Origin of the sequence: Gelidibacter maritimus, from assembly GCF_014062315.1 — a bacterium.
Taxonomy (GTDB): domain Bacteria; phylum Bacteroidota; class Bacteroidia; order Flavobacteriales; family Flavobacteriaceae; genus Gelidibacter; species Gelidibacter maritimus.
In genome coordinates this window covers 14,225-35,081 of sequence record NZ_JACGLT010000005.1, presented here as the reverse complement: position 1 = coordinate 35,081, position 20,857 = coordinate 14,225, and the positions used below count along the sequence as shown (strand labels likewise).

Below are 20,857 nucleotides of genomic sequence, written 5' to 3'. Positions count from 1 at the left end.
TTTTAAAATTGACTCACCTTTCTTTTTATCGTCATGAAGCTATCTAAAAGTCAACGTAGCAATATTATTTTTCTTGTCATTATCTTGTTGATGGTCATACCGCAAACGCGAAAGCCTATTCAAGTGTTCCTACAAAAAGGTTTGGCCATGTTCAGCCCGTCGGTTATTGACGAAGAAGACCGTATTGTTCTGACTGACTATAACTGGAAACTGGTGGATGAGAATGGCGTGGCCTATAACTTTAATGATGCCAAAGGAAAGGTAGTATTTATCAATTTCTGGGCCACTTGGTGTCCGCCATGTATTGCTGAAATGCCAAGTATGGAAAAGTTGTATCAAGACTATAAGAATGATGTCGATTTTCTATTTGTTTCAAATGAAACACAAGAGGTCATTTCCAATTTCAAAAAAAAGAATGACTATGAGTTTTTAGTGCACGCTGCAATAACTGCAAACCCAACGCAATTGGAAACTTCATCCATTCCGCGGACTTTTGTGTTAGATCGAGACGGACATATTGTTATTGACAAGACGGGTGCGGCAGATTGGAACAGTAAATCTGTTAGAAAATTATTGGACGATTTGTTAAGGTCTGAATAACACTTTAAAAAAAGCTTTTATGAACGCCATTGAAAACAGCGATTTCATAATGGCTAGGTCTTCAGAAAAATTGGTCTCCTCATCTAAAAACCGAAACATGGTCCGTATGGAATTTTTGGAATAGAAGCTTTCAAAAATCCACACACCTTTTTCATTTTCATCGTGGAGGACTTTTAGGAAAATTTTGTCGTAAAACTTAAATTTCTTTTTGAATAATTGATGTGAAGGATTTTTTCCTGCTTTGATGTTTTTTATAATTTTCGAAACATGCTTTTCGGTATGTTTAAAAGAATAGCCCGTTGAGCCTTTAACCCAACCGCCACCGGTACCTATTTTTGTAATGTGTTTTTTGTGATACTTCCAAAACGGGAAGTCAGTCATTGGAATATTACCAACTTCAGTTTCCAGAATTTTAAAATTACTTAGATGGTATGTGGTTTTGAGATAGTTTTTTAGTGCCTTCTCATAAACCTCAGGATCCACCAGAAATGGTGTAAAAAAGGTATATTCCACTAAGGCCTTGGTTTCTGAAAAAGGCAAGACATAAATAAAACTGGTGGTATCTTTATATTGAAACCGGTAATCCATCATCGTAAAGGCTTCCGGTTGAAAACAAGCCGATTCGGTTTCAATAACCCATCCTTTGAAATGCTGGTGGATTAAGGTGTAGTCGGATTGTTTCAAGTAAAATTCTTTAGGAACCCTGCTGTCAAATATGTGTTTGGCCGTATAACTTTGTTTGTCTCCAATGACCTTCATGCTATCCGTTTCTTCAATTCTTTGAACAGTATCTAAAATGAATTGGAAATTGTCTTTTACTGAGAGCTCCTCTTTTGCCCAGTTGTAGAAATCAATGGATCTGATGGTTTTATAAGCGTATGCTTTGAGAGGCAGAGTCAACGATACTCTATCAGATTCGAATTTCGCAGTGTGCCAAACCTTTTCCACAATCGCGTCGAATTTTCCCTGACCCTGTTCCCAAAAGCTCCAGGTTTTATCGTTTTCAGATTTCTCAGACGGATCAATAAGACCTATTTTGTAAGTTGCAAAGAATGGATCTTTTGAAAGTTCTAAGGCCAATTGCAACCCGGCAAGACCATTTCCAATAATGAGATAATCAAAATGGTTATCATTCTGCATGATAGGATGTAGCGTTATTTCTTGAAGTATTTAAAAGGAACGACAAGCATCCCAAAACATTCGCCATCTTCTTTTCCCAAATGTTTGTGATGCATTTTATGAGCACGTCTCACTCCTTTTGCATACCGATTGTTGGCGTTTCTAAAGATTTTAAAACGTTGGTGGATGAAAATATCATGAACCGTAAAATAAGCGATGCCATATGCTAAAATTCCAAGGGCAAGTGGCAGACAGTACCAAAGATCTTCGTAATTCCAAAGATAAAATAAAATCATGCTTACAACGGCATAGAAGATAAAGAAGAGATCATTGCGTTCAAACCAACTTTTATGGTCTTTTTTGTGATGATCTTTGTGAAGACTCCATAAAAAGCCGTGCATGATATACTTATGGGTAAACCACGCATTAAATTCCATCATGGCAAAAGTGCCAATAAAAATAAGGATCCAATAGAATGTTTGCATAATCAAATTTACATTAAATTGAGGTGATATTTGACATAGCCTCGGGTCAAAAGTTCAAACTTCTTATAATTGGGGACACGGATACGCGTAGATTTGATCTCTAAAGCTGGGGTGCTTTTTAATTTTTTAAGGAGTTGGTAATAGTAACGATAGGCCATAAATACACCAAATTTCGCTTCTATTGGCAGTTCCTTAATGCCTTCAAACCCCAATGCAAAATCATTTTCAATATCCTCAATAATTCGCTGTTTAGAACCTTCGTCCAGATGATCTAAATTAGTGTTGGGGAAGTAGGTGCGACTCAAATCCTCGTAATCCGCTTTTAAATCTCTTAAGAAATTCACTTTTTGAAAGGCGGAGCCTAAACTCATCGCACTTTTCTCTAAACGGTTGTACTTTGTTCTATCACCTTTTACAAAGACCATTAAGCACATCAACCCCACCACATCGGCTGAGCCATAAATATACATTTTGTAATCGGCTTCTGTTAAATAATCACTTTTGTGTAAATCCAAGCGCATGCTTTTCATAAAAGCGACTACCAAATGCTTGTCAATATTGTATTTATGATAGGTTTCCTGAAAGGCGTTTAAAATTGGATTTAAACTAATTTTATTTTGAAGGGCGAGTTCAAGATCCTCTTCAAATCGGTCAAAAAGTGCTTCTTTATCATAATCATGGAAGGAGTCGACAATCTCATCGGCCGAGCGTACAAACCCGTAGATATTATAAATATCCTGTCTGATACTCTGTGCCAACATTTTGGTGGCCAAAGAAAAAGAGGTGCTATACGAATTGGTAACAGCTTTACTGCATTGATGTGAGACGATGTCAAATAGCGCTTTCATGGGCTTTAGAGGTATGATGTTTTTTGATGAGTTCGGCCACCAATTTACCTGAAATCAGTGATGGCGGTACTCCAGGACCTGGTACTGTCAGTTGCCCGGTAAAATAAAGGTTACTAACTTTTTTACTTTTTAGTTTGGGTCTTAAAAAGGCTGTTTGCATGAGTGTATTTGCCATGCCGTAGGCGTTACCTTTATAAGAATTATAATCGTCTATAAAATCGTTTACACAAAACGATTCCTTAAATATAATATTATTTTTCACCTTTTGCGAGGTTACGTTTTCAAAACGAGTCATAATTTTGTCGAAATATGTTGATCGCAACTCGGCAGTGTCTTCTAATCCAGGCGCCAGGGGAATTAAAAATATGCCCGCCTCTTGGCCCTCCGGTGCTACATTTGCATCTGTTAACGATGGAAAACTTGCGTAGAACAGCGGATTTTCAGGCCATTTTGGAGTGTCATAAATCTCTTTGGCGTGCACATCAAAATCAACATCAAAAAATAAGGTATGATGGTTGACGTGTTTTATCTTTTTATCAAATGCGACATAAAATAGGAGGGAAGAAGGCGCAAAAATCTTCTTTTCCCAATAGGCTTCGGAATATTGGCGGTATTTTTTGTCCAATAAGGTTTCCGCATGATGGTAGTCCGCGCCACTTAATACAATATCACAATTAACTGTTTCTCCATTGACCACTATGCTGCTTGCCTCGTTGTTGGTTACCAATATTTTGTCGACCGAACTTTCGGTGTGAATTTGTACTCCCAAACTTTTGGCTAATCGTTCCATGGCCAAGATGACCTCATACATCCCTTTTTTGGGATGAAAAGTGCCAATTCCAAAATCGGCATAATTCATAAAACTATAGAAAGAAGGTGTGTTATCGGGTTTTGCACCTAAAAATAACACTGGAAACTCCAATATCTTTGCAAGTCGCTCGTTTTTAAACTCCTTACGGACGTCTTTTTTTATTGTGCTAAAAAACTGGTCTAACTTTTTAATGGTCACAGGAGTCATCAGCTCAAATGGTGTCACTCCTGGACGATATACTAAATCCTTAATGGCCACTTCATAATTATGCTGGGCATTGGCGATGAATTTTTTTAATTTACGGGAGCTTCCTGGTTCTTCTTTCTCAAAAGTATCGCAAATCTTTTCTAAGGTATCTTCAATAGTGATATAATCATCCTTTTCAAAATATACGCTGTAGGCAGGGTTGAGTTTTTCCAATTGATAATAATCAGAAGGTTTTTTTCCAAAATCGCCAAAAAAACGTTCAAATACATCAGGCATCCAATACCAGGTGGGACCAATATCGAACGTAAAACCTTCTTTTTTGAGCTGTCTTGCTCTGCCACCAATTGTTTTATTTTTTTCAAAAATGCTGACCTTATGACCATCTTTTGCAAGATAGCACGCTGCAGATAATGCAGAAAATCCGGACCCGATAATGGCTATATTTAATCTCATTGTTTAACAAAAGTAAATAAAAGTTAAACAAAAAACAATTCTATTGTATTAAATTGTTGCAATTAGACTGTTTATTGTTGTAAATGTTTTGATTTGTTTTGGCAACTCCTTAGTGTCAATGTGCTGTGTCATCTGGCCAAGAATCCACAATTCGTGATTTTTATTTTTCAGAAGCTTTGCATTAAAATCGGCAAGATAGGTGGAGAGCTCGGCTTTTGGAGGGTTGACGGTAAAATAGGAAATAAACCTCACCTTTTTATAATAGGCCAACACATCAGTTAGGCTTTCGATTGGCACACTGGAACCCAGAAAGATGGCACGCTCTCCTTTGGCTACGAGTTCATAATTTACAAACATGAGACCAATTTCGTGGATTTCATTATCGGGAAGAAAAAGAACGTAAGCATTATTGTGCTCTATTTTATTTTTTGATTGTAATAGTTCAGTATTTACCAAAACCTTCTGTTTGATAAGCGCCGATATAAAATGCTCATGCGCTGGAGTGATGGTGTCGGTTTGCCATAACATACCAATCTCAGAAAGGAAAGGGATAAAAACCTCATAGAACAACTCACGAAAGGTTTTGTTTTTAATGAGTCCGTTGTAGGTTTCATAAAATAGATCCTGGTCAAAATCCAACATTGCCAATTTTAGTGTGTTGATGGCGTGATTTTCTACTTGGCCCTTACTTGCTAATGTTCTGACCTGCTCATGTATTTCGGAAGGGTTTAAAGATGCTATTTTTGAGATCTTCAATCCGTTATTGTTCAGAAAACTAATGTTGAGTAATTTTTGAAGATGTCCTAAATTGTAAAACCTGATATTGGTCTCTGTGCGTTCAGGTTCAAGGAGGTCGTAGCGTTTTTCCCAAATTCGGATGGTATGGGCTTTTATTCCCGTAAGGTTTTCTAAATCCTTAATGCTGAAAATCGTTTTAATGTTGTTCATTCTTTTCTAAAAAGTATAAAACAAAATTAAGCTAATTTATGATAGGATGGGAAAGGGATTGGAATTAATAAAGAAATTGAGGATATCTTTTTTATTTACATGCTTATGCTCAACTGCGTTGGCAACGCTACAAATAAAAAAAGCCTACAAAATCTATGATTTTGTAGGCTTTTAATGGTCGGGGTGGCAGGACTAATTTAATAATCGTAACACCTTGTATGCTAAACTTTTAAAACACTATTAACTGTAGCTGTTCACCTGATTGTACACTAAAGTTAAAAAGAACGGTTTAAAAACAAATTTTATTTGTCTTTGGTTTTGTAAAGATACAAATTGTATTAAAAATTATGGAATTAAATAATAATTTATCAAAGACATTTTTATTAATTCGACGAAAAGTTTTTACTGGAATGGCATTAGTTAGAATAATTGAAACCGTCTATTTTAAACTTGTAAGCTTGATACAAATATAACTGTTTAAATAACATTTTTTTAAGATAATTAATACCAAAATTTAATCTCATCAATCTTTTCTTGATTGAAAAGTGTTGATTGTATTTTACAACGAACAGATGAGATTCTCGTGAGCAAATCACCCTTCCTCAATCTTTGACCAAATTTAAAAAATGTTTAGTATGATATTTTGCATTAATAAGATAGAGTGCTCTAATCAATTTTTGAGGAAATTATAAAATAGCGTTTGCATTGAGTATTCATTAATTTTAAAGATTAAAAGAGAACCTCTCTAAAGTTGAAGATTAATAATCATTACCATTGGATTACCACACTTAATCTGAAAAGATTTATCTACCAAACGAGATAAAATTAAATAAAAATTAATATTTATCTTAATCTGTTGATATATAATTAGATATTTAATTTTATTTGTATATATTTAACAATAGGTTTTTGCATTTATTGATAAATCTTTTAATTATGGACAACTGTGTAAGTGTTACAAAACAACTGCTTGATTTAATCCATGTGAAAAACACTTCCGCGTTTATTAATGACTGCATATTATCCCACCCCGATCATCCAAGTTTATTAGCGATTACCGATACTTTAGATAAGTATGCCATCCATCATTTGGCTGTTAAAATTGATTTTGAAAAACTTCAGGAAATTCCTTTGCCATGTATTGTACAAGTTAATTTAAATAGAAACCCTTATTTTGTTGTTTTAAACAGTGTTTCAAAAAACGAAGTCAGGTATTTTGATGATAAGAATAAATTAATTGTTCAATCTAAACAGAATTTCATGCCCGCTTGGTCTGGAATCTGTTTAGCAGTTGAAGCTACGCCTGACTCCAAAGAACCTCATATTGAAAAAAAGTTGGCCGTTAAGCGAACATTAAAGATTTTAAAGGCAAGTCTTGTTGTCTTGGTTATGGGATGGATCTTGCTGGGTTTTATAAATTCGGAAGTAGCAGGATCCAATAGTTCCTATATAGCTTTTAGTATAGTTTATACCATTTTAAAATTAATTGGATTATCCGTTGGGATAGCGCTGTTATGGTTTGAAGTGGATAGGTACAATCCAGTGCTTCAAAATTTTTGTAATGGGGGGGTATAAGAAAATTAACTGCAATGTCGTATTGGACTCTAAACAAGCAACCTTATTCAATGGCACCATAAGCCTAAGCCTATTAGGCTTTTCCTATTTTTTCGGCACACTATCGTATTTGGTAATCTCTGGTTTTTCTTTTGCTGCATTCTCTGTTTTGGGATTGTTAAGCTACATTACACTTCCCATTATCTTGACATCCATATATTATCAAGCAGTATTAAAACAATGGTGCAAATTTTGTATCATTATTCAAGCGGTACTTATTGGCGAAATAGGAATTGTCTATTTTTCAGGATTTAACTTCATGGCAATTGCTCCAGAAAACCTCTTTTTATTACTGGCACTATTTTTAATTCCAATTTTGGGTTGGAAATTAATAAAACCGATGTTAGACAAAGAAAAAGAGAGCAATGTGCATAAACGGGCGCTTAAGAAAATTAAGAATAATCCCAACGTATTAGAGGGATTATTAGTTAAATCAAGAAAAATTAAAACTGTAACTACTGGTTTGGGTATTACGTTATTTAATGATACCGCAAAATACCACGTTATAAAAGTCTGCAACCCTTATTGTGGCCCATGTGCCAAGGCGCACCCGATACTCGAAAATTTGGTTAATGCTGGTAAAATAAATTTACAGGTTTTATTTACTGTACATGCAAATGGTGAAGATGTCAAAGCTAAACCTGTAAGCCATTTTTTAGCTATTGATGAGCTTGGTGACAGAAGCAGAATACGACAAGCTTTAGACGATTGGTACCTTGCCGAAAAAAAGGATTATGAAACCTTTGCTACCAAATACCCAATGAATGGTGAATTGGAAAAACAAACCACTAAAATTGAAGCCATGCGCCAATGGTGCGATGCAGAGAACATAACCCTTACCCCAACTATTTTTATAAATGGCTATGAGTTACCAAAGGAATACAGTATTGAAGATTTGAAAGAGGTTTTACAATAAAAAAGGCCAAAGCATATACTTTGGGCAATGAACAATATCCTTTCGCGAAGGGCCGACACAAACCTTGAGTGTCTTTAAATGTTCAGGGCAAATATAATTATTTAAATCTTTTAATTATGAAAAAATTAAGTTTAGAAAATTTGAAATTGAAAGCTAATGATATGCTTCAACGTAGTCAACTGAAAACTGTTTTTGGAGGCTATAATGGTGGTACTGGTGTTCAATGCCGCTGTAAAAATAGACATACTGGAGCCGAATGGTTTGGAAATGTCGATGACTGTGATGAATGCGGAAATTTTTGTGCTAATAATGTTCCTCAAGGTCACACTTATACCAGTTGGATATGTACAGGGCCTTTAGTTCAATATTAGCATAAACACAGGTTAAAGGTAACAACCTTTAACCTGTGTTTACAACATTTAATATTTCAATGAAAAAGATAATATTTTATATCGTAATAATTATTATAGTATCTAACTGTAATAATAATAGAAACAATAGCAATCATCAAAACGCTAAAGACATACATAATGTAAAAGTAGGAAAGTTTTTAATTATTGGTACGACAGATGATTTAAGAGCTTTTGAGTATTTGAATATAATAAATTTCTCTTCAGCTTCACTTAAACTAAAAAACTGCATAACTGACCGAAAAATCATTGGTGACTCTATAGTTATGGAGATCGATTCTATCTCAGAACCGCAACTCTTAAGCTTGACTTCATGGTCCAAAGATTTCAAGTATCGTGCTGCATTTATTGCGAAACCGAATGATACGATAATTTTTGAAATCAAAAATAAGCGCTTTATCATTATAGGAGAAAAAGCAGATGAACATAAATTTTATTCAAGTTTGGAAGATTCTACTCCAAATTATAAAAACAACCCCTATAAAGGTAATATTTTGGAATATAAATCTAGAGTTGACTCTATTTACAGAAAAAAAACAGACTTTTTTAATAAATACGTAAGTAGGCATAATATCACATCAAAGTTATTTATTGATTTTGTAGAGTCTGATTTGAAATATTCGCACATATATGAATTAATTATCCCTAGAACGAAAAATACAGTAGACTCCGTTTACTTGGGTGGCCAAGACGAATTTTCGACAATTATTCAAAAAGAGTATAACAGTAAAGAGCAGTTGTTTAATCTTAAAGACTATTTAGGAGACATTAAAATAGATGATTTTAAGGAGGAGAGCCATTTAAATAGGTTTTCTTTTAAATCTGCTTTGTCAGTAGCCATAAGATATTACTTTGAGACTTCAGATTATCCAAGTTATTCCAAAGAAAAATTTTTGGCAGAAAAAGCTGTTATAGAACATAATTTTGATGAAAAAATCCAGGAGTACGCAATCGCTTCTCTCATTACTGTTTATCATGGAACAGGCTTTGGGCACAGTAAAAAAAGTGTTTCATTTTTTAAAGATGAAATTAGTGAGTATGGAAAACTATATCCGGATTCTCAGTATACAAAGGAAATGGAAGATATTACAGAAGATTTAAATTCCTTCGAATTAAAGCTTCCTGAATCAGCATTAAATACCAAACTACTCAGTAAACATGGGGATACTTTAACCTTAGGCGAAATTTTTAACCGTTCTAATAAAAGGATAAGAGTTATAGATTTTTGGGCAAGCTGGTGCCCTCCTTGTATAAGCGAAATACAAAAGGCACAAAACTTTAGGGATAAACTATCAGTTGAAAATAACGTAGAATGGATTTATTTATCCATAGATAATGATAAAGACAAATGGTTAAAAAAATCAAAAGAACTTGAAAGCTATCTTAATGTACGTAATCAATATTTAGTTATCAATGGAACAAATTCACCACTAGGTAGACACCTAAACGTCTCTTGGATTCCAAGATATATAATATTAAATAAACAAAACGAGATTGTTTTGAATAATTCACCACATCCTTCGGATAGCATTGTTTTTAAAAGAATTATTAATAGTATTGAATAAAGAAGGACTCTTGAAAACCCCCTTCCCCTTCTACAAACAACCCGACTCCAAAGACTGTGGCCCCACGTGTTTGCGCATCATTGCAAAGCACTACGGGAAACTTATCTCTTTGCAGGATATCAGGCAACTCTCTGAAACCACCAGAGCCGGTAGTAATTTAATGATGCTCAGTGATGCCGCGGAGGCCATAGTGTTTAAATCCTTAGGGGCAAAGCTGAATTTCAATAAACTAAAAGAAGCCCCTTTGCCATTGATAGCCCATTGGAATAAAAACCATTTTGTGGTGGTCTATAAAATTAAGAAAGATGTGGTATATATTTCAGACCCCTCTTATGGACTGATAACCTACACAAAAGACGAGTTTATCCCCAGATGGATGGGCAATAATGCCAAAGCCCATACTAAAGAAGGTATTGCCTTGTTATTAGAGGTGACCCCAAAATTTAAGCAACTTGATTGGGAAGAAACCGATAAAAAGTCATTTCGGTTCCTGTTTCAGTATCTCTTTAAATACAAAAGTCTTCTCCTGCAACTGGTGATCGGTCTATTGGTGGGCAGTATGCTCCAGCTTATTTTTCCTTTTTTAACCCAAAGCATTGTAGATGTTGGCATACAAAATCAAGACATTGATTTTATCTATATGGTGTTGATCGCCCAAGTGATGCTGTTTATTGGGCGCTCCAGTGTCGATATTTTTAGAAGCTGGATCTTGTTGCACTTAAGCACCCGTATCAATATTTCCTTAGTCTCCGATTTTTTTATAAAGCTAATGAACCTGCCCATTGCCTATTTTGACACGCGAATGACGGGTGACATTATGCAGCGTATCAATGACCATAGCCGTATTGAAAGATTGTTGACCGGTTCGACTTTAAGTACCTTATTTTCAATGTTTAACCTTTTTGTATTTGGTGCAGTACTTATTTATTATAGCCCTTCTATTTTTTTCATATTCGCCATTGGGAGCATCGTTTACGTTATTTGGATCCTGTTTTTCTTAAAAAGAAGAAAGGAGTTGGATTATAAACGCTTTTCACAAATGAGCCAAGAGCAAAGCACCGTTATTGAGCTGATTAATGGGATGCAGGAAATAAAGATGAATAATGCGGAAAAACAAAAGCGTTGGAAATGGGAATATGTACAGGCACGTTTGTTTAAAGTGTCCATGCAAAGCTTAAGTTTGGAACAGACCCAAGGCATTGGGTCGTCTTTTATAAATGAATCCAAAAATATTTTGATCACGTTCACGTCCGCAATTTTAGTTATTGAAGGTTCTATTACCTTGGGCATGATGCTTTCCATTCAATATATTATTGGACAGTTGAATGCACCCATATCCCAGCTTGTAGGATTTATACAAGCCACACAGGATGCCAAGATAAGTTTGGAACGTTTGGGGGAAGTCCACGATAAAGAAGACGAGGAAAACAAGGAAAAACAATTGATTTCAAAAATAAAACCCAATAAAGACCTTACCATCAATGATATTGTCTTTAGGTATTTAGGAAATGACGAGCCTGTTATAAAAGGACTGTGTATGACCATACCGGCAAATAAAATAACCGCTATCGTGGGTGCAAGCGGTAGTGGGAAAACTACTTTAATGAAATTATTATTGAAATTTTATGAACCTTCAAAAGGAAACATTACCTACGGTCAGCATTATTTAAGTGCCTTGTCCCATAAAGCGTAGCGCGCCAACTGTGGCGTGGTCATGCAAGAAGGCTATATATTTAATGATACCATTGCCTATAATATTGCCGTTGGTGAAGATTTTATAGACCAAGAACGGTTAATAACAGCTGTTAAGGTGGCCAATATTTACGATTTTATACAATCACTCCCATTAGGCTTTAATACCCAAATCGGGAATGAAGGTGTAGGCGTCAGCACTGGGCAAAAACAGCGTCTATTCATAGCGCGTGCAGTTTACAAAGACCCGGACTTTTTATTTTTTGACGAAGCCACCTCTGCATTGGATGCGAAAAACGAACGCATTATCATGGAAAACCTAAATACTTTTTTTAAAGATAAAACGGTCGTTATCATTGCCCATCGTTTAAGTACCGTAAAAAATGCCCATAACATCGTTGTCATTGATGATGGCAAGGTGAAGGAGTCCGGCAAGCACCAAGAGTTATTGGATAAACAAGGGGCGTATTACAGTTTGGTAAAGAATCAATTGGAATTGGAAAAGTTAAGTAGTGATGGCCATGGCTAAAAAAGAAAAGCACGATAACCTAGATTTAAGATCTGAGGAAGTTCAGGAGATTCTGTCAAATCCGCCAGTTTGGATAGTGCGTTGGGGCATCACACTGATATTTATGTTTGTATGCATTATTCTTTGTCTGTCATTTATAATCAGATACCCCGATTTTGTAACTGCAAAAATTTTGGTAACAACCAGACAGCCTACAGAACAAGTTGTTTCACGATATTCGGGACAATTAGAAAAAGTATTTATAAAAAATAGGGATACCGTAACTATTGATCAAAAATTGGCAATAATTAAAAACATGGCAAACTTTAAGGATGTATATATCTTAAAAAGTATTATTGACACGCTTCCTTTCAACATTGAAACTTTTAAGTTCCCTTTTGATAAAACGGCCTATTTGATACTTGGGGATATTAACACGGTATATATTGGTTTTGAAAAAAGTTACATCGACTATATTCTATTAAAGGATTTAGACCCCTATACCAATCAATTGGGAGGCAATAAAGTATCGCTAAAAGAACTAAAAAACAGATTGAGAAACCAAGTAACCCAAAAAGAACTGCTCGAACAGGAATTTAAATTGAAAGAGAAAGATTTGGCAAGGGATAAAATGCTTTTTGATAAAGGGGTCATCTCACAAAGGGATTATGAATTAAAGCAATTGGACTTTATACAAATGCAAAAAAGCATAAGCACTATGGCCATCACTATTTCGCAAATGACGGAAGCTATATCGTCCGCCAATCAAACATTAAAGAGTACCCATATAAATGAACAAGAGGATACTACTAAATTTTTAAAAAACCTATCACAATCTTATGATCTGCTCAAAGAAGCGATAAGAAACTGGGAATATAACTACGTTCTAACTTCATCAATTGATGGTGTTATTAGTTTCCAGGATTATTGGGGCGTCAATCAATTTGTGCAATCAGGAAGTATCGTTTTTTCTATTTTACCAACAGATACAGCTGACTTGGTGGGTAAACTCGTTATTCCAGCACAAAATGCCGGGAAAGTAGGTATTGGTCAAAAGGTGTTCATCAAACTTGATAATTACCCTTATCAGCAATATGGCATGTTGATAGGAAAAGTAACCAATTTTTCAATTTCGCCCAATAATGAGGGCAATTATACAGTATATGTTTCTTTACCGAATGGCACTAAAACCTCCTATAACAAAAAATTTAATTTTACTCAAGAGTTATTAGGTAATGCGGACATAATTACAGAAGATTTAAGTGTAGCGGAACGCCTATTTTATAAGTTTAAGGATGTGTTTAAATATAACCAATGAAAAGATCTCAAGAAATAGAACAGGATTTTGGATATCAGTATTTACAATATATTGAAGAAATAATAGAGGAATATTTATTTTCAATCGAAAAGTTAAATCCAAATTATTTAATATTGAATGGAATGCCCATTAGGGAAATGCTGGGCAAACGGATATTCAATAAACCTTTACATGATAAGAATCTAAGAGATTTATTCAATGGTTATTGGAGACAAGGTAGAATAGTTGACGAATTAAAAGAAAGATTCTATTATAAGACATTTCAAGACTTTTTATTTGATGAATCAGAGTTTCTCGCGGTACCATCCGATAATAGTGGCAAGCTAGAATATAAGAATATTTTCAAAAGTTTTGAGAATGAATTGAGTCCCTTTAAAGGCAACATCGTTTTTTACGCGTATAACAAAAGATTCCTTGACCAAGTTTTACCAATTCTTTTAAAATTAGGAGAAGATATAGTTGTATTAACAAGCTATGAATTTCAAGAGTCACATACTTATCCTAAGTCAATTAATATTATAGAATTTTCTGCTTTAAAAATTGAACAAGACATTAATGAATTTTTAAAATTAAAATTTCCAATACTTTATTATTTATACAATACTTTAGAATTGCTAATTGGTATTCTAAAACCAAAATCAATCATAATAATGGAGGGAAGTAGTATAATCGCTTATGAGATGCTTGCTTTAATAGGCACAAAAAATAATATAAAATCAATATGTTTACAACATGGGTGGCCTTGTGTTATACATACTGGTTTTAGAAAAATGCCTTTTGATTATTTTTTAAGTTGGGGAGACAATTTTACAGCCCTTTTTAAATTGGTTAATCCAAAGCCAAACTTCATTTCAACTGGTTACCCGTTTGAAGTTTCTTATAAAAATAATATTAAAAAAAATTCGATTTCCTTCTTTTTTCAAGCTCCCTATTTTATTTCGACTACGCCAATAATTGAAAAGATGATTGATTTTGCTGCTTTTTGTGCAAATTCATTTCCGGATTTGGACATCTTGATTAGAGAACACCCAGCCAATCAATACAGGAATAATAAAATAGATGAATTAAAGCACTTTTCAAATATAAAGTTTGTGCCTTCCTATATTATTTCTCTTGATGCGGTTCTAGCCAAAAGCATTGTAAGTGTTGCTATTTTCTCTTCTACGCTTATGGAAAGTATCCTCTATAATTCCATTCCTTTTATTTTTAATTTAACCTCAATGCCCAATTATTATCCAAATTTACAAGAATTGGATCTTGGTGTTGAAATAAAAACATTTGAAGAAGCAAAAATTAGGATAAAGGAATTGTTAGAATCAGAAACTAAGATTGAGGATTTAAGAAAAAATATGTCCAATTGCAAATCGGAATATTTTTTATCCACGGGTAATAAAGCAATTGAAACAACGGCAAATGAAATACTAAAAATATCTAATAGACTATGATAATAACCGCACTCATTCCCGCAAGAAAAAATTCAGAGCGCTTTCCAGGAAAGAATTACACCCCTTTTTTAGGAAAACCTCTATTTATGCACTCTGTTGATTTTGCCAAAGAATCAGATTTGATTACTGATTATTTTGTTACCACAAATGATGAGATCATAATTGCACATTGTGAGGCGAGCCAAATTCCATATATACTACGTCCAGACATATATTGCCAGCCTACTTCGGATAGTGCATCTTTTGTAGCTCATTTTTTAAAACGGTTAATAAATAATCAAGAAAAACTTCCAGATGCTGTGCTTGTATTGCAACCCACAGATCCCGTTCGTCAGCATTCGTTTTTAAAGGAAATGATTCAATTATATCATTCCAAATCTGCTGATTGTGTATTTACTGTTGTGCAGTGCAAAACCAAAATGGGGCAAATTATTGATGGTGTTTTTGAGCCGTATAACTATCGTTTCGGTCAAAGGTTTCAAGATATTGATCATTACTATGAAGAAAAAGGTCTTCTTTATTTAATAAATGTATCCTCTTTTTTAAAAAATAATTCCTTTTTTGGGCAAAAAAACATACCCTATATAAGACCAGAGTATTATCGAAATATGGATATTGACACGAAATTTGAACTTGATATTGCAGAATTGACTTTTAAAACATTTATAAGCCAATGAAGTTTTATCATTTAAAACACAGCATTAGATTATAATCTCTAATTACATAGTTAGTCATAGTGTCGATCCAAAATTTCCGAATCTTTATACTTTTTGCGCGTTTCCACAATTTTTCACGTCATTTCTTTTACCGCTTTTGCATACTATGTATAGTTAATCTTTCTATGATTTCTTTAGAGTGTTTTTGTGGCCATATAATTCCAATTCATCCACAACTGGGTGGAAATGGATAAGTTTAAAAATTAATCAGAGTGGTAAATCTTTATGATAAATTCAAAATAAGTTTAGATTGATGTTTAAATTAAAAATTCTCATTAAATGTAGATTTTTTATTAATTCACCAGATTTTCTTTATTTCAATTAAATCTGCTTGTTGAAAAACTCTATGAAAATTATGATTGCAACACTAAGTGGGGAATAGCAAGAGGGTAACACGCTACGCGATGTTACATATTCCTTTTTCACATCAATTAACTGATTATCAGTTAATTGAAAACACGTCAGCTTTTCCCTTTTCATTAATTTGCGACAAATCGCCTCAAACCGCCCATAAACAGGGAAGAATTTGCGACAATTGAAGAATTATCGAGTCTTTATTAAGAAGTTTAACAATGTCCAAAAGTGTTTAAGAATTTCAGAGAACTATTCAATTTACATATTGTAGTAACGTCCCTAATGCTTTTTTTTCTTTTCAATAGCAATTATCACGATAAGGATAGAAGTGTAAACGCGAAAAAATCACAGAAAGGCAAGTATGATTTTAACGTAAAATTCTTATTTGGATTTTTTGATTTCACATATGAACTCCAAATTAAAAAAATATTGAAAGAAATTTTGAAAAAATATAAAGCCAGCCAATAGCCGTTTTGCCAAAGCCGTTTGATTTGAAATTGACAACTTAGCAGTAACGAGTCTTTAAAACTAAAATTGTGATTTTGAAATTTAGTTTTAGCTGAAATTTCCTTTCAATACACTCCCGTAGCCTTGTGAGGAGCGCATTGAAAGGAAATTCATTAAGCTTAAAAAATTGTTTGTTTGGTTTGGGCCTTTGGTTTCAACTTTTGCGTTTCAAACCTTATCAGCAGATTGTCTATGTCCTCACTTATCTTTGACTCTACCACTCTTGCGTAAATCTGTGTTGTCGATAGCTTGTTATGCCCCAAGAGCTTTGATACGGTCTCAATGGGGACACCATTGGAGAGCATGATGGTGGTGGCAAAAGTATGTCTGGCAACATGGAACGTGATATTCTTGTGGATACCGCAGTCCAGTGCTATTTCCTTTAAATATTTATTGGTTTTCTGGTTGGAGCTGAGCGGAAGAATGATTCTATTGTTTGTTTTTTCAGCTTGATCCCTATATTTTTCTATAATTGCCAAGGCCTTGGGCAAAATGGGAATTTTGACCGTTTGATTTGTTTTTTCGCGTTTGGTAAAGATCCAATGGTTGTTGTCGATGCCCCGTGTAATATGGTCCATGGTCAGTTCCCTGACATCTATATATGAAAGTCCCGTATAACAGGAGAATATAAAACAGTCCTTGACCCTTTCCAACCGTTCATTAGTGTAATGCGTATTCTCAATCAATTCAAGTTCACGCTCAGTAAGGAACTGTCTGTCAAATTTATCGAACTTGAGCTGGAACTGGTTGAACGGGTTTTTTGGGATCCATTCCAGCTTAACGGCAAGGTTGACCATTTTTTTAAAGCGTTCCATATGTTTCATAACGCCATTGTTTGACAGCACCAATTCCTTTTTTGGATTTTTATAGGCTCTCAAGAACTGCTCAAAATCACAAATGAACCGGTAGTTCAATTGTTTCAGATAGATGTCATCAACTTTTAAGTGTTTGCGTAAAAACTTCAACAGATACTTTTCCGTAGTGTAGTAGTTTTTCATGGTGCCATATTTCAGGACACTGACCATATTGGTATTGTGGTAAGTGATGAGCTCTGTGAGTGACTTAAGGTTCTCGTCCAGACCCAAATAACGCGCTTTTACGGCGCTAGCGGTAATGATCTTTCCTTCTTCCAGTAATTGCTTATGGCAGTCCAATAAATGGCTGTATACCTGGTCTAAGTAGGTATTCAGAACTTTCGTTCTGTAGGAGCTTCCACGTGCCCTGTTCTTGTTGCTGTCCCAATCCCTTAAAAGTGTACACCTTTTTAAACTGATTTCTGAACGTTTCTGATTGACTGTGATACGGGCGAAGATGTTCAATTCGTTCGCGTTGCTTCGGGATTTCCTAGTATAGAAAATCACGGCAAAGGTAGTGTTTGTCTGCATTGTTGATGTCTTTGGTTAAACAAAAATGTTTTAAAGACAAAAGTCAAATCGTTTTTAAAGTCCCTTAAATTTACGACAATTTTGGTAAGAAAGTGCACACCTGATTGTACACCTTTTAGTTGTTATTTTATGATATCAAGAGATACCCTTAAAAACGAAAAACACTGATAATCATACGATTAACAGTGTTTTAGTTTGTCCTATTGCTAGGTTTGTCGGGGTGGCAGGATTCGAACCTGCGACCTCCGCGTCCCAAACGCGGCGCGATAACCGAGCTACGCTACACCCCGAATTGGTTATCTTCAATATATCTTTTGGCTCCTCGCCTTTTTATCTTCTTCTCTAAAATCAATGCCTCTGATCTGCTATTTACAGTTTGGGTAAAAACCAAATCCCATGGCACTCCAGTTTTAGTTGATGCTACTAAGCTCTTATTGTGTCTTAACAATCTACTTTCGATATTATCTGTTTGACCAACATAATATCTTGAACGTTTTTGGCTATACAATATGTAAACCGTATAATCCATAATTTTTTAGTTTAGGTGGTCACGCCTCAAGCGTGACGACCTCCGCGTCATTGGCGTGACGCGATAACCATGCCTTTGGCTTAGCAGGCCGGGGTAGACCTGCCACGCCTTAGCGTGGTACACCCCGAATTGGTTATCTTCAATTCTCGTCGATTCCTTAAAATCGAGGTGCAAATATATAGCTTTTCTTTAAATAGTAACAATAATTATTTCTAAATTTAGACTTTAAAGACTATTTGTATGAAAATCAATAATTATTTTATTTTAGTATTTGCGTTTATAGGTTTTATATCCTGTGCTCAGGATAAAAACCCCATTAATAATGATCATGGTTATGAGGTGGTTGTCTCGGACTTGACCATTCCCTGGGGTTTTACATTCTTACCCGACGGCTCCATGTTGATAAACGAGAAAGAGGGGAAGATGATTCATTTTAAAGATGGCAACAAGACGGAAGTTCAAGGACTTCCTGAAATATCCAATAGAGGCCAAGGCGGATTGATGGATATTGTCCTGCATCCTAATTATAAGGACAACGGTTGGATTTATATCACTTATGCTTCTCCTGAAGGTGAGGGCAGAGGTGGCAATACGGCATTGATGCGGGCCAAATTGGAAAATATGGCGCTTACAAATAAAGAATTGCTCTATAAAGCCACTCCAAATACCACTAAAGGGCAGCATTTTGGCTCTCGTATCGTATTTGATAATGATGGGTATCTGTATTTTACAATTGGCGATAGAGGAGACCGAGATGTAAATCCACAGGACATTACAAGAGATGGCGGCAAAGTGTATCGTGTAAATGAGGACGGCACAATCCCCGCTGATAACCCTTTTTTAAACCAGGCCAATGCCAAAAAAGCGATCTATTCCTACGGACACCGGAATCCACAAGGTATGGTCCTGCATCCAGAAACAGGTGAGGTATGGACGCATGAGCACGGGCCAAAGGGGGGTGATGAAATTAACATCATAAAAAAAGGAGCCAATTACGGATGGCCAGTCATTAGTTATGGCGTTAATTATAACGGTACCAGCTTTACCGATCTTACCGAAAAAGAAGGAATGGAACAACCGCTTCATTATTGGGATCCGTCCATTGCCCCTAGTGGTATGGCTTTTATTTCCAGCGATGTCTATCCGGAGTGGAAAGGCGATTTGTTGGTTGGTTCGTTAAAATTTAATTATATGGATAAAGTGGTTTTAAAGGACGGCAAGGTTGTCAAGGAAGAACGTTTCTTAGATGGCTTGGGACGTGTTAGAACTATTAACCAAGGTCCGGATGGTTATATTTATGTAGGTATTGAGAATTTGGGAATAGTTAAATTATTATCGAAATAGAAATGAAAGTAACAAACCTACTACTTCTATTTTTAGTTGTGATTTTTTCTTGTAATAATGCCCCTGCACAGACCCCTGAACTCAAAGCGAGCATGGTAAGGGGTGCGGCGGTATATGAAGATTTTTGTATGAGTTGTCATTTGCCGGATGGTAAAGGAGTGCCGGAAGTTTATCCGCCTTTGGCTGACTCTGATTATTTGATGAAAAAACGATTGGAAAGTATCAAGGCGGTAAAGTATGGATTATCGGGAGAAATTACGGTTAACGGCGTCAAATACAATAGCGTCATGGCGGCATTAGGGCTATATGATGATGAGGTGGCAGATGTGATGAACTATATTTTGAACTCCTGGGGAAATGAAGATGGTAAAATGGTAACCGTTGACGAAGTTTCGAAAATAGAGCCTTAGCAGTTCCTTATAATTAGTTAATTTTGCCATGAAATCTAAAAAACAAACGATGCTCATTATTGGAATAGCTGGGGGGACAGGGTGTGGAAAGACGACCGTTGTCAACCAAATTTTAAATGAATTGCCTGAAGGCGAAGTAGGTGTGATCTCACAGGATTCCTATTATATGGATACCACTCATTTAAGTTTTGATGAACGTGAGAAAATTAATTTTGACCACCCACGATCCATTGATTTTGATCTTTTAGAGAAGCATTTAAAAGATTTGAGGGCAGGTAAAGATGTTCAGCAGCCGGTGTATTCGTTCCTGAAACACAATAGAACAGGCGATACCATTTTGACGCATCCCCGTAAAGTAATGATTGTTGAAGGTATTTTGATATTAACCAATCCCGAATTACGGGAGATGTTTGATATCAAAATATTTGTACATGCCGATAGTGATGAGCGTTTGATCAGAAGGTTAAAACGTGATATTTCTGAGCGCGGTCGTGATTTGGATGAGGTTTTGTCACGCTACAAAAATACCTTAAAGCCCATGCACCAACAATTTATTGAACCGATGAAAGAATATGCAGATATCATCATTCCCAACAACAAATACAATACGGTGGCAGTTGATATTGTAAAATCCATTATTAACCAACGTTTAGTGTAAATTGAAACTCAATCG

At 35.2% G+C, this 20,857-nt stretch carries 18 protein-coding genes, 1 tRNA gene and 1 pseudogene; 12 read left to right on the top strand and 8 right to left on the bottom strand.

Annotated features, from left to right (window positions below):
* Positions 1-33 precede the first annotated feature (33 nt).
* Positions 34-600, top strand: coding sequence for a TlpA family protein disulfide reductase (locus tag H3Z82_RS07995; RefSeq protein WP_182204590.1), 567 nt, complete (start codon positions 34-36; stop codon positions 598-600).
* Here H3Z82_RS07995 and H3Z82_RS07990 read toward each other — a convergent pair.
* The 5 genes from H3Z82_RS07990 to H3Z82_RS07970 are packed head-to-tail and all read right to left on the bottom strand — an operon-like array spanning position 586 to position 5,471.
* Positions 586-1,740 (bottom strand): lycopene cyclase family protein, encoded by a 1,155-nt coding sequence (locus H3Z82_RS07990; protein WP_182204588.1) that lies wholly within the window; start codon positions 1,738-1,740, stop codon positions 586-588. The two genes, H3Z82_RS07995 and H3Z82_RS07990, sit on opposite strands and share 15 nt — an antisense overlap.
* A gap of 14 nt (positions 1,741-1,754) precedes the next feature.
* Positions 1,755-2,204 carry a sterol desaturase family protein gene (locus H3Z82_RS07985; protein WP_182204586.1) on the bottom strand — a complete coding sequence of 150 codons (450 nt, stop codon included), beginning with the start codon at positions 2,202-2,204 and terminating at the stop codon, positions 1,755-1,757.
* A gap of 8 nt (positions 2,205-2,212) precedes the next feature.
* Positions 2,213-3,052: a phytoene/squalene synthase family protein gene (locus H3Z82_RS07980; RefSeq protein WP_182204577.1), complete on the bottom strand. Its 840-nt coding sequence runs from the start codon at positions 3,050-3,052 to the stop codon at positions 2,213-2,215.
* Positions 3,036-4,523, bottom strand: coding sequence for a phytoene desaturase family protein (locus H3Z82_RS07975; protein ID WP_182204575.1), 1,488 nt, complete (start codon positions 4,521-4,523; stop codon positions 3,036-3,038). The genes H3Z82_RS07980 and H3Z82_RS07975 overlap by 17 nt, the downstream gene beginning before the upstream one ends.
* Positions 4,524-4,571: 48 nt before the next feature.
* Complete coding sequence (locus tag H3Z82_RS07970; RefSeq protein ID WP_182204573.1) at positions 4,572-5,471, bottom strand: MerR family transcriptional regulator; 900 nt, start codon at positions 5,469-5,471, stop codon at positions 4,572-4,574.
* Positions 5,472-6,407: 936 nt separating this feature from the next.
* On the opposite strand from H3Z82_RS07970, the gene H3Z82_RS07965 reads away from it, so the two are divergent.
* The 8 genes and pseudogenes from H3Z82_RS07965 (at position 6,408) to H3Z82_RS07930 (ending at position 15,616) form a co-directional block, all read left to right on the top strand.
* Entirely contained in the window at positions 6,408-7,046 is a 639-nt protein-coding gene (locus tag H3Z82_RS07965) for a cysteine peptidase family C39 domain-containing protein (protein ID WP_182204571.1), read from the top strand.
* Positions 7,033-8,001, top strand: coding sequence for a thioredoxin domain-containing protein (locus H3Z82_RS07960; RefSeq protein WP_262890689.1), 969 nt, complete (start codon positions 7,033-7,035; stop codon positions 7,999-8,001). The genes H3Z82_RS07965 and H3Z82_RS07960 overlap by 14 nt, the downstream gene beginning before the upstream one ends.
* 116 nt (positions 8,002-8,117) lie before the next feature.
* Positions 8,118-8,372 (top strand): hypothetical protein, encoded by a 255-nt coding sequence (locus H3Z82_RS07955; RefSeq protein WP_182204567.1) that lies wholly within the window; start codon positions 8,118-8,120, stop codon positions 8,370-8,372.
* A 59-nt stretch (positions 8,373-8,431) separates the two neighbouring features.
* Positions 8,432-9,976, top strand: a complete 1,545-nt coding sequence (locus H3Z82_RS07950; RefSeq protein ID WP_182204565.1) for a TlpA family protein disulfide reductase — start codon at positions 8,432-8,434, stop codon at positions 9,974-9,976.
* A 10-nt stretch (positions 9,977-9,986) separates the two neighbouring features.
* A pseudogene (locus H3Z82_RS07945) lies at positions 9,987-12,197 on the top strand (peptidase domain-containing ABC transporter).
* Complete coding sequence (locus H3Z82_RS07940; protein ID WP_220459146.1) at positions 12,190-13,494, top strand: HlyD family secretion protein; 1,305 nt, start codon at positions 12,190-12,192, stop codon at positions 13,492-13,494. Before H3Z82_RS07945 ends, H3Z82_RS07940 begins: the two are co-directional and overlap by 8 nt.
* Positions 13,491-14,939 carry a hypothetical protein gene (locus H3Z82_RS07935; protein WP_182204560.1) on the top strand — a complete coding sequence of 483 codons (1,449 nt, stop codon included), beginning with the start codon at positions 13,491-13,493 and terminating at the stop codon, positions 14,937-14,939. Before H3Z82_RS07940 ends, H3Z82_RS07935 begins: the two co-directional genes overlap by 4 nt.
* On the top strand, positions 14,936-15,616 hold the full coding sequence (locus H3Z82_RS07930; RefSeq protein ID WP_182204557.1) for an acylneuraminate cytidylyltransferase family protein: 681 nt from the start codon (positions 14,936-14,938) through the stop codon (positions 15,614-15,616). The genes H3Z82_RS07935 and H3Z82_RS07930 overlap by 4 nt, the downstream gene beginning before the upstream one ends.
* A 1,019-nt stretch (positions 15,617-16,635) precedes the next feature.
* Here H3Z82_RS07930 and H3Z82_RS07925 read toward each other — a convergent pair.
* From H3Z82_RS07925 to H3Z82_RS07915, 3 genes are all read right to left on the bottom strand, one after another.
* Positions 16,636-17,901, bottom strand: a complete 1,266-nt coding sequence (locus H3Z82_RS07925) for a site-specific integrase (protein ID WP_182204555.1) — start codon at positions 17,899-17,901, stop codon at positions 16,636-16,638.
* Between the two features lie 215 nt (positions 17,902-18,116).
* Positions 18,117-18,191, bottom strand: a tRNA-Pro gene (locus H3Z82_RS07920).
* Positions 18,182-18,430 carry a GIY-YIG nuclease family protein gene (locus H3Z82_RS07915; protein ID WP_182204552.1) on the bottom strand — a complete coding sequence of 83 codons (249 nt, stop codon included), beginning with the start codon at positions 18,428-18,430 and terminating at the stop codon, positions 18,182-18,184. Before H3Z82_RS07915 ends, H3Z82_RS07920 begins: the two co-directional genes overlap by 10 nt.
* A 240-nt stretch (positions 18,431-18,670) precedes the next feature.
* On the opposite strand from H3Z82_RS07915, the gene H3Z82_RS07910 reads away from it, so the two are divergent.
* Genes H3Z82_RS07910 through udk form a run of 3 tightly spaced genes read left to right on the top strand, consistent with a single transcriptional unit; the run spans position 18,671 to position 20,842 of the window.
* Positions 18,671-19,774: a PQQ-dependent sugar dehydrogenase gene (locus H3Z82_RS07910; protein WP_182204550.1), complete on the top strand. Its 1,104-nt coding sequence runs from the start codon at positions 18,671-18,673 to the stop codon at positions 19,772-19,774.
* A 2-nt stretch (positions 19,775-19,776) separates the two neighbouring features.
* Complete coding sequence (locus tag H3Z82_RS07905; protein WP_182204548.1) at positions 19,777-20,184, top strand: c-type cytochrome; 408 nt, start codon at positions 19,777-19,779, stop codon at positions 20,182-20,184.
* A gap of 49 nt (positions 20,185-20,233) precedes the next feature.
* Positions 20,234-20,842, top strand: coding sequence for a uridine kinase (gene udk / locus H3Z82_RS07900; protein ID WP_182205129.1), 609 nt, complete (start codon positions 20,234-20,236; stop codon positions 20,840-20,842).
* The last annotated feature ends 15 nt before the right edge of the window (positions 20,843-20,857 follow it).

Excerpts from the sequence above, each read along its gene's own strand:
- H3Z82_RS07995 (WP_182204590.1), top strand. The coding sequence starts at position 34 with ATGAAGCTATCTAAAAGTCAACGTAGCAATATTATTTTTCTTGTCATT.
- H3Z82_RS07990 (WP_182204588.1), bottom strand. The coding sequence starts at position 1,740 with ATGCAGAATGATAACCATTTTGATTATCTCATTATTGGAAATGGTCTT.
- H3Z82_RS07985 (WP_182204586.1), bottom strand. The coding sequence starts at position 2,204 with ATGCAAACATTCTATTGGATCCTTATTTTTATTGGCACTTTTGCCATG.
- H3Z82_RS07980 (WP_182204577.1), bottom strand. The coding sequence starts at position 3,052 with ATGAAAGCGCTATTTGACATCGTCTCACATCAATGCAGTAAAGCTGTT.
- H3Z82_RS07975 (WP_182204575.1), bottom strand. The coding sequence starts at position 4,523 with ATGAGATTAAATATAGCCATTATCGGGTCCGGATTTTCTGCATTATCT.
- H3Z82_RS07970 (WP_182204573.1), bottom strand. The coding sequence starts at position 5,471 with ATGAACAACATTAAAACGATTTTCAGCATTAAGGATTTAGAAAACCTT.
- H3Z82_RS07965 (WP_182204571.1), top strand. The coding sequence starts at position 6,408 with ATGGACAACTGTGTAAGTGTTACAAAACAACTGCTTGATTTAATCCAT.
- H3Z82_RS07960 (WP_262890689.1), top strand. The coding sequence starts at position 7,033 with ATGGGGGGGTATAAGAAAATTAACTGCAATGTCGTATTGGACTCTAAA.
- H3Z82_RS07955 (WP_182204567.1), top strand. The coding sequence starts at position 8,118 with ATGAAAAAATTAAGTTTAGAAAATTTGAAATTGAAAGCTAATGATATG.
- H3Z82_RS07950 (WP_182204565.1), top strand. The coding sequence starts at position 8,432 with ATGAAAAAGATAATATTTTATATCGTAATAATTATTATAGTATCTAAC.
- H3Z82_RS07940 (WP_220459146.1), top strand. The coding sequence starts at position 12,190 with ATGGCTAAAAAAGAAAAGCACGATAACCTAGATTTAAGATCTGAGGAA.
- H3Z82_RS07935 (WP_182204560.1), top strand. The coding sequence starts at position 13,491 with ATGAAAAGATCTCAAGAAATAGAACAGGATTTTGGATATCAGTATTTA.
- H3Z82_RS07930 (WP_182204557.1), top strand. The coding sequence starts at position 14,936 with ATGATAATAACCGCACTCATTCCCGCAAGAAAAAATTCAGAGCGCTTT.
- H3Z82_RS07925 (WP_182204555.1), bottom strand. The coding sequence starts at position 17,901 with ATGCAGACAAACACTACCTTTGCCGTGATTTTCTATACTAGGAAATCC.
- H3Z82_RS07915 (WP_182204552.1), bottom strand. The coding sequence starts at position 18,430 with ATGGATTATACGGTTTACATATTGTATAGCCAAAAACGTTCAAGATAT.
- H3Z82_RS07910 (WP_182204550.1), top strand. The coding sequence starts at position 18,671 with ATGAAAATCAATAATTATTTTATTTTAGTATTTGCGTTTATAGGTTTT.
- H3Z82_RS07905 (WP_182204548.1), top strand. The coding sequence starts at position 19,777 with ATGAAAGTAACAAACCTACTACTTCTATTTTTAGTTGTGATTTTTTCT.
- udk (WP_182205129.1), top strand. The coding sequence starts at position 20,234 with ATGCTCATTATTGGAATAGCTGGGGGGACAGGGTGTGGAAAGACGACC.